The sequence below is a fragment of the Acinetobacter sp. 18QD2AZ41W genome, from assembly GCF_009829025.1.
Classification (GTDB): Bacteria; Pseudomonadota; Gammaproteobacteria; order Pseudomonadales; family Moraxellaceae; genus Acinetobacter; species Acinetobacter pseudolwoffii.
In genome coordinates this window covers 1-6794 of sequence record NZ_WURP01000027.1, presented here as the reverse complement: position 1 = coordinate 6794, position 6794 = coordinate 1, and the positions used below count along the sequence as shown (strand labels likewise).

At 38.2% G+C, this 6794-nt stretch carries 8 protein-coding genes and 2 pseudogenes; 2 read left to right on the top strand and 8 right to left on the bottom strand.

The window, feature by feature from the left end; genetic code table 11:
• Positions 1-87: 87 nt before the first annotated feature.
• The 3 genes from GVV58_RS14730 to GVV58_RS15500 are packed head-to-tail and all read right to left on the bottom strand — an operon-like array spanning position 88 to position 1669.
• Complete coding sequence (locus GVV58_RS14730; protein WP_002060334.1) at positions 88-588, bottom strand: hypothetical protein; 501 nt, start codon at positions 586-588, stop codon at positions 88-90.
• On the bottom strand, positions 585-1514 hold the full coding sequence (locus GVV58_RS14725) for a MobA/MobL family protein (RefSeq protein WP_057690044.1): 930 nt from the start codon (positions 1512-1514) through the stop codon (positions 585-587). Before GVV58_RS14725 ends, GVV58_RS14730 begins: the two co-directional genes overlap by 4 nt.
• Positions 1514-1669, bottom strand: coding sequence for a hypothetical protein (locus tag GVV58_RS15500; RefSeq protein ID WP_004846790.1), 156 nt, complete (start codon positions 1667-1669; stop codon positions 1514-1516). Before GVV58_RS15500 ends, GVV58_RS14725 begins: the two co-directional genes overlap by 1 nt.
• 278 nt (positions 1670-1947) lie before the next feature.
• On the opposite strand from GVV58_RS15500, the gene GVV58_RS14720 reads away from it, so the two are divergent.
• Positions 1948-2364: a conjugal transfer protein TraD gene (locus tag GVV58_RS14720; RefSeq protein WP_057690043.1), complete on the top strand. Its 417-nt coding sequence runs from the start codon at positions 1948-1950 to the stop codon at positions 2362-2364.
• 259 nt (positions 2365-2623) lie between these two features.
• Here the strand turns inward: GVV58_RS14720 and dfrA44 are convergent, their stop codons facing one another.
• From dfrA44 to GVV58_RS14710, 3 genes and pseudogenes are all read right to left on the bottom strand, one after another.
• Positions 2624-3136, bottom strand: a complete 513-nt coding sequence (dfrA44, locus tag GVV58_RS14715; RefSeq protein WP_159516843.1) for a trimethoprim-resistant dihydrofolate reductase DfrA44 — start codon at positions 3134-3136, stop codon at positions 2624-2626.
• A gap of 96 nt (positions 3137-3232) precedes the next feature.
• A pseudogene (locus tag GVV58_RS15710) lies at positions 3233-3319 on the bottom strand (hypothetical protein); the annotation flags it as partial.
• A 10-nt stretch (positions 3320-3329) separates the two neighbouring features.
• Positions 3330-4019: an IS1-like element ISPa14 family transposase gene (locus tag GVV58_RS14710; protein WP_159516842.1), complete on the bottom strand. Its 690-nt coding sequence runs from the start codon at positions 4017-4019 to the stop codon at positions 3330-3332.
• 81 nt (positions 4020-4100) lie between these two features.
• Here GVV58_RS14710 and GVV58_RS14705 point away from each other — a divergent pair.
• Positions 4101-4550 (top strand): annotated as a pseudogene (locus GVV58_RS14705) (flavodoxin family protein); the annotation flags it as partial.
• 173 nt (positions 4551-4723) lie between these two features.
• Here GVV58_RS14705 and GVV58_RS14700 read toward each other — a convergent pair.
• Both GVV58_RS14700 and thyA read right to left on the bottom strand, forming a co-directional pair.
• Positions 4724-5443, bottom strand: coding sequence for a phytanoyl-CoA dioxygenase family protein (locus tag GVV58_RS14700; RefSeq protein ID WP_087554354.1), 720 nt, complete (start codon positions 5441-5443; stop codon positions 4724-4726).
• 52 nt (positions 5444-5495) lie between these two features.
• Positions 5496-5774 (bottom strand): thymidylate synthase, encoded by a 279-nt coding sequence (thyA, locus tag GVV58_RS14695; RefSeq protein ID WP_159516841.1) that lies wholly within the window; start codon positions 5772-5774, stop codon positions 5496-5498.
• Between the last annotated feature and the right edge of the window lie 1020 nt (positions 5775-6794).

Below are 6794 nucleotides of genomic sequence, written 5' to 3'. Positions count from 1 at the left end.
GCATCAAATAACTGCGTACCGCTGAATATAAAGCGAAAGCCCATTTAGTTTCAATACTGAATGGGCTTTTTCTTTATCAAGTACTTATCATTTTGGATCTATGACGCAAAAATCGCCATTTTTTCCATATCCGCACTGCTTTTTCATCACTCGGACACACGGTTTAGATTCTCCATCAACTTTACAACTTCCAATATCAAACTGGATGCCTTGCTGTCTCAGGCTCTCGATCTGCGGGATATTGCCTAAAGGTTTGATATAAACACTAAACAGCCAAATGATACCAAGCATCAGAATGGCAAAGATGCCTAGAACAATGGTAATGAGCTTCCATGACAACTGATCACGGGCTGATTCAATTGAATTATTCAAGCGTCCAAGTGCTTTAGCTGTCTTAATAAGCTCCGCTGTACCCTCCTGTAAGCCCGTATTTAGCGATTTTGATACAGTATGGTGGGTTTGCTCAGCAATAGTGCTTTGAATGTGTTCTTTCGTGATTTGAAGCTCTTTAACGGCCTGATTGACTAGGTTCTGCTGTTGTTCTGCAACTGCCATCAGTGCATATAACTTTTTTTCATCAGGTGTCATCGGCTCATCCCTCTAAACTTCATTGTTTTCTGTTGCTCTCGTTCTAATTTCTGCTGTGCTTTGTACTGCTCTAAAGCAAGCTGTTTGAAGCTGTCAAAATCAGCCTTAAAGCTCTCAATACCCTGCTTAATTTCTTTGTCTGAAATTGGGCTGTCTTTGAGTTCTTTCAGGTCTTTTTTCGGGTCGCCTAAGTCCAGTCGCTCAAGCTCTTTATAGGCTGTGCGTGACTGTTGCAGGGCTTCCCTGATTTCAGGATCTTTAGCTTGGCTTGGTAACAGTTTCTTTTCAGGTTCTTTCTCTATGCCTTGCTCTTTATAGCTTCGCATATCAATACGGCTGTCAATTTGGTGTTTTTCTAAATGGCTGTTGCATAAATCTGCCCATCTTTGGCGTAGGTCTTTAATATCGGTTTTTCGTTCCTGGTAACTTTTACCCGTATTGTCTTTTTTAGCTCCGCCACGTTCAGGATTTTTGCTGTTATAGCGCTTAAAATATTGCTCTGGATCTCGCTCAATTCCATCTTGCAGACGTTCATTAAACATGAGGTGGACGTGGGGCTGATCGTTGCCGTCCATTGCTTTGGGGTTGTGAATCGCAAACTGATACGGATATTTTGAGCCAATTTCAGACTGAATAAAATCCTCAACCAGTTCTAGGCGTTGCTCGGCATTCATCTCTCTAGGCAGGGCAATTTCATATTCTCGATACGTACTGCCATTTTTGCGCTCGTAAAGATCGGCTGCCTCCCAAAAGGTAATCGGATTATGTTCAGCCCATTTCGGCATGTTTCCATAAGCACTATGTTCAAGGTCAGTTTCTGCCTGTTCCTGTTTCAGCTTCTTTTCTTCGTCCCGATCAATATATTCGGCATGCGGTGCTGCTTTGCCTGCCTTGCCGACTTTGACACTTAAACGAGCAATCGCCATTAGGTTTTTTCCTGTTCCTTTTTTCGGTCTAGTTCTTTCTTAAATGCTCTTTGATCGAGTATCGAAGCCCACATCATAATGATGATGATTAGCGGTGCTGCGATCACGCCAAAAGTAATATCTTTGATTTTTCCCAGTACCTGTTTTAGTTGCATGCTGTTGCTCCTAGCTTTGGTACTTCTTTTTTCCGTAAATTGAAAATTTACGAAAAAAAGAAGTTTCAGGGTTTTAGGGATGAAGTCCCTAACGTGCTTAGGTTTCTCAATGAAATTGAGAAACGTCTAAGCGCGCCATCAAATTTTTGATGGAAGTGCAGGCGACAATCTCTAGAACGAACTTTAACAAAATTGCGGACATTAGACGTAATTATTTTGTTATCGTTCTTTGAGAATTGAGCCTGTACTTTTGCGGTATATGAATTAAGGAATTGAATATGAATAATGAATGGCTGTCTGAAAAAATCACCTACATTTCTGCGTTAAAGAATCCAAGTGATGCTCAAAAACTTCTATTGGAATTGGCTCAAATTCAGTACCGAACCCCTGAACAAGAAAAGAAATTAAATGCCCTTATCAAAGCTGAAAAAGCTATAGATCGAGCAAATAAACAGAAAGTCGTTGTTAGAAAATTAATCAATGCGGAAAAGGAAGCTGAACGTAAAGCTCGTACACGTCACCTCATTCAATTAGGCGCACTTTTTGAAATTGCAAACTTGGATAAACGAGATCCAGCTGAGTTACTTGGAGTTCTGCTTAAAACTGCTGAAATAGATCCAAATGATATGAAATGGCAGATTTGGAAGGAATTAGGACAAGAAACTTTAAATCAACGAAAAAAAGACAAATATTGATTATTCAAAATTTCTAATCAACTTCGTAGAAAAAAACTTAATCAATAAGCTTGGGATAGTTTTTAACTATCCCTTTATCGTAATAATCTGAATACTTTACATGACCTTGTTGAAGGGAAGATCTCTTTTAATCAATATAAAAAAGAATCTTCTGATGACAGAATCGCATATAAAAAACGTTTAGAAGAAGAACAAAAACGTCAAGAAAAATTAGCTCAGGAGTATATGCATAATTGAATCTTTAATTAAAAATTATTCTTCATTTTCTATAAGTTGCAAACTCAAAAGCAATCCCAGTTTTGTCGTCGATATGTTGTTCGGAAAAAACTTTTTTGAATTCAGCAGGAATTTCCGGGTAGAAGGCATGACCTTGTACATCCAGTTCGACATGGGTCAGTTCCAGACGGTCAGCAATACTCATTGTCTGTTTGAAGATTTCACCACCCCCAATAATATAAATAGACTCCGGTTTTTCTGACGCTTTTACATCTGCAACAGCTTGGTACAAGGCATCTTCAATCGTGTGTGCGACTTTAGTACCTTCAAAAGACCAGTCTGTATCACGGGTAATGACCCAGTTGACACGTTTAGGCAAGGCACGTCCCATGGATTCAAGGGTCTTACGTCCCATTACAATTACACCGCCCTGGGTGATTTCCTTAAAATGTTTTAGATCTGCTGAGATATGCCAAGGCAGGTCATTGTCCTTACCAATACAGCGCTGCTGATCCATTGCAACGACATGAACGACTTCTAAATCCTGAAATGCCATACCCACACTCAAAAACAAGTAAAAATTGTTCCTATTAAAATGCAAAATCCCACTTTAAGCAAAGTGGGATTTTGATTTTCTTGGGTTTGGGAAAAATTAAACCGTGACAGGCGCTTTAATTGCCGGATGGGATTCATAGCCGACAATTTCAATATCTTCAAATTTGGGTGGTGTTTCAAAAAGTATGCTGACATTAAATGAAGCCATTATTGATGTAAAAAAAGGTTAAGTCGAAAGCTTTAAAATGGTTTTCAATCTTTTTTGAAAAATTACAACTCCTTCTAAAACCGCGCCTAATTCGATGCCTTATTTTGCAATTATTACCTTCAATACCTACAGTAAAAAATTTACCAATACTTTTAAAAGCAGTTATGAAACTGTCCCAATGATCACTTGCAATTCGGGTGTAGTGAATACCTAATTGTTTAAGCTTTGCCTTCAATCGTTGAACTGTAGCTAAGTCTCTTTTACCCCAAACATAAGCAACAATCTCACCTGTTTCTCGATGGTAGGCGTAAATAAGCCATTGTTTATTATTTTTATTTCCCACAAAAGTCCAAAACTCATCAACTTCAAGAGACTCATAATGACTTTGTTTAGGCTGAATTTGGTAGGTCGATTCGGTTAAAGTACGTAAAACTTTACCGATACTGATTCGCTCAACTTCAGCGATATCTCGTATACCACTACCTCTGACCATCAACTGTAATATTTTTCGAGTAATGCCTGAATGACATCCTAGATAGCTCAGAGCATGGTCACCAATAAACTGACGTTTACAGTCTTTGCACTGATAGTTTTGTTTCCCATCTACTTTGATGCCATTTTTCTTTATACTGTCACTGAGGCAGGTTGGACATTTGATTTCTAGAGTTATTCGCATTTCTCTATTTTATCAAAATTCAACCTGCTTTGTTTCAGCATACTTTTTGAAACACCACCTAAAATTGATTTATTCACCGCTGAACAGTTGATGTCTCAACCTGAATTACTCTGTCAATATGATGGACTAATTTGGGGTACTCCAACCTATCTCGGTGGTGTCTCTGGCACTTTTAAACAACTCATGGATGCCACAGGTCCATTATGGAAGAAGCAGGCTTTTAAAGGAAAATTAGCCGCAGGATTTACTGTTTCCTCATTACCTGCTGGGGATAAGCAATCGACCCTGATTTCGCTTTTCACCTTTTCGATGCAACACGGTATGGTATGGGTCGGCAACCCTATTTTACCTGAGCAACATCAAGGTGTTCCGTATACGCAAGCAGCCAATCGTCTCGGCTCATGGTCTGGTCTTATGGCACAAGCCGAACATGCCAGTGCGGCAGATGCTTTTGATATTGGCGATATTAAAACCGCTCAGTTATTTGGACAAAACTTTGCATTTCGCTTAAATGCATATCAAGGAACATGATCAAATGAAAGAGTCTAGTCTTTAATTTCCATATGTTTTTTAATCTCGGGCATTACTACATTAAAAACATTAGGTGTTATCAATAGTTTCTTTTCTATGTGAATGTCAGCATGGATTAGGAATATCTCTTATGAAGAAGATCCTGTCAGGATGATGGGTTTTCTTTATTTATCTTACAAATTCTGAAAATATCTATACGTTGCCATCATTCTTATCTTTTTTGCAGCATTTATCGCTGGAGAATGAATAACCCTCATATCCATTAAATACACATCCCCTTGTACGCCAGTTAATTCAATGATCTCTAATTTTTTATTCTGAAAATCAAAAGGCTGATTTAATATTTTCGTACTCAATAAATGATTCAGCTGACTTGAAGAAGATCGTTCAGTTAAATGATGTGAACCTTTCAAAACTAGAGTTCCACCACCATGAGGTTGAATATCATCAATGATTAAAAAAAATTGCAGTGACTCAAAAGCTGTTGAATGTGAATCGACATGCCATTTTAAATCATTCAGTGTCCATTTTTCCTGTTGAGGTAATGTCAGTAGAAGTTGCTGTTTCTGATCAGAGTAAAACTTTTTAGCAAAAATTTTGAATACAACTTCACCCAAAATATCTGAATATTTTTCTAAAGTTTTTGGCTGTTTAACTGTTCTGGACAACATGACAATCTGTTGAAAATGACTCAATTTTTTCAATTCTTTAGAGATTATTTTATTATTTTCATAAATTTTTAAACGTTTCAGTTCTTCAACCAAACTCTCTTTGATTAAATTTACTTCTTTTTTATCAATAAACTGAGATAGCTTAACAATTCCATCAACACTTAAGTCAGTTTTAATTTGTTTTAACTTTATTTGATCCAAATCGGCTCCATTATGATTCATTTTAAAAATTTCCAATCCCTAAGATTCAATCAGCTCTACTTAGGCAATAGCCTTAATAAACCAGCATTTTTTCCATCTTCCAACCAAATTTGAAATCGAATAGATCTTTAATTTCAGGATTCAGTTTTAACTGACATAGACCTAAAGGCTCACGACTCAGCTGAAGTTTGGCTTGTTCAAAGTGGTTGGCATACAGGTGCGTATCACCACCCGTCCAGACAAAATCACCGACCTCAAGCTCACAGACTTGTGCGATCATATGGGTGAGCAGAGCGTAACTGGCAATATTGAAAGGGACACCTAAAAACTTTATGCCCCTAATTTTTTGCATAATATGCTTGGATAGCTAGTGATTAGATCCATACTCTGAATGTGCATTTTTTATTTTGCACATTCAGCTTGTCAAAAAATTCCTTAAGAAGGACTGATTTTGAGATTAGTCTTTTTTAATGAATTAAATATATGAGCATACACGCCAGTTATAACTTGGTTCCCAAGTTAGGCAATGATAGCAGTTAGACCCTTTTCTATCCACCCTAACCCCAGTATTTGAATTGAACTTGTTAGAACCTATTTAAATCATAGCAATAGCCTAAGCAAAAAAGCTGATTTCTAAAAAACTATCTCTCCATAAACTATAAAAACATATGCTCTCAACCTCTCAACTCGCCCCCAAAGCGTCGCACTTCGTGCTTTGGCTTTGGAAACGGTTGAGAGAGTTTCGGCAATACTCACCCTAAGGGCAGTCATTTAAAAAAATGACACATCCCCTAAGTATTGCCGATTTACCTGTATATATTTGGCTTCGGAGCCACGTATATCGGTCGTATCCGCACATAGCTTTGCTGACTATGCAGACAAGGACTCAAAGTCTTGCACTTCGCTCCACGCGCTCCCTGTCGTTACATTGCCTGTATCTCTGCGAGGGTTTCCCCAACGTACAACTTAACAAGTCCTATGTAACTACTCCCAACGCTCCGCCTATGTGAAGTTCCCCTGTAAGCGGTTTAGCCTTTCGACTATAGCCACAATACGCCAGTGACACTTATTCCTACCACACGTACTGCATGCCGACCGTAAAACGGATACGCAGAAGCGGGCAAAGCTCGATCTAGGATACTTATTTGACGATTTAAAACACGAATTAACGAAGACTTATCATTTTGAGGCTTGATATAAACACTGTTTATTGTGAAAATAGAGTTCAGGTACAAGCCTTAGTGTGAAATCATAACGGTCGCCAAACCTTATGATCTTCGTTATTCGATGTTAGAGCATCAAATAACTGCGTACCGCTGAATATAAAGCGAAAGCCCATTTAGTTTCAATACTGAATGGGCTTTTTCTTTAT

What these genes read in the sequence shown, in the direction of transcription:
- GVV58_RS14720 (WP_057690043.1), top strand. Translation starts at nt 1,948, where the DNA reads ATGAATAATGAATGGCTGTCTGAAAAAATCACCTACATTTCTGCGTTA.
- GVV58_RS14710 (WP_159516842.1), bottom strand. Translation starts at nt 4,019, where the DNA reads ATGCGAATAACTCTAGAAATCAAATGTCCAACCTGCCTCAGTGACAGT.
- GVV58_RS14725 (WP_057690044.1), bottom strand. Translation starts at nt 1,514, where the DNA reads ATGGCGATTGCTCGTTTAAGTGTCAAAGTCGGCAAGGCAGGCAAAGCA.
- GVV58_RS15500 (WP_004846790.1), bottom strand. Translation starts at nt 1,669, where the DNA reads ATGCAACTAAAACAGGTACTGGGAAAAATCAAAGATATTACTTTTGGC.
- GVV58_RS14730 (WP_002060334.1), bottom strand. Translation starts at nt 588, where the DNA reads ATGACACCTGATGAAAAAAAGTTATATGCACTGATGGCAGTTGCAGAA.
- thyA (WP_159516841.1), bottom strand. Translation starts at nt 5,774, where the DNA reads ATGCAAAAAATTAGGGGCATAAAGTTTTTAGGTGTCCCTTTCAATATT.
- dfrA44 (WP_159516843.1), bottom strand. Translation starts at nt 3,136, where the DNA reads ATGGCATTTCAGGATTTAGAAGTCGTTCATGTCGTTGCAATGGATCAG.
- GVV58_RS14700 (WP_087554354.1), bottom strand. Translation starts at nt 5,443, where the DNA reads ATGAATCATAATGGAGCCGATTTGGATCAAATAAAGTTAAAACAAATT.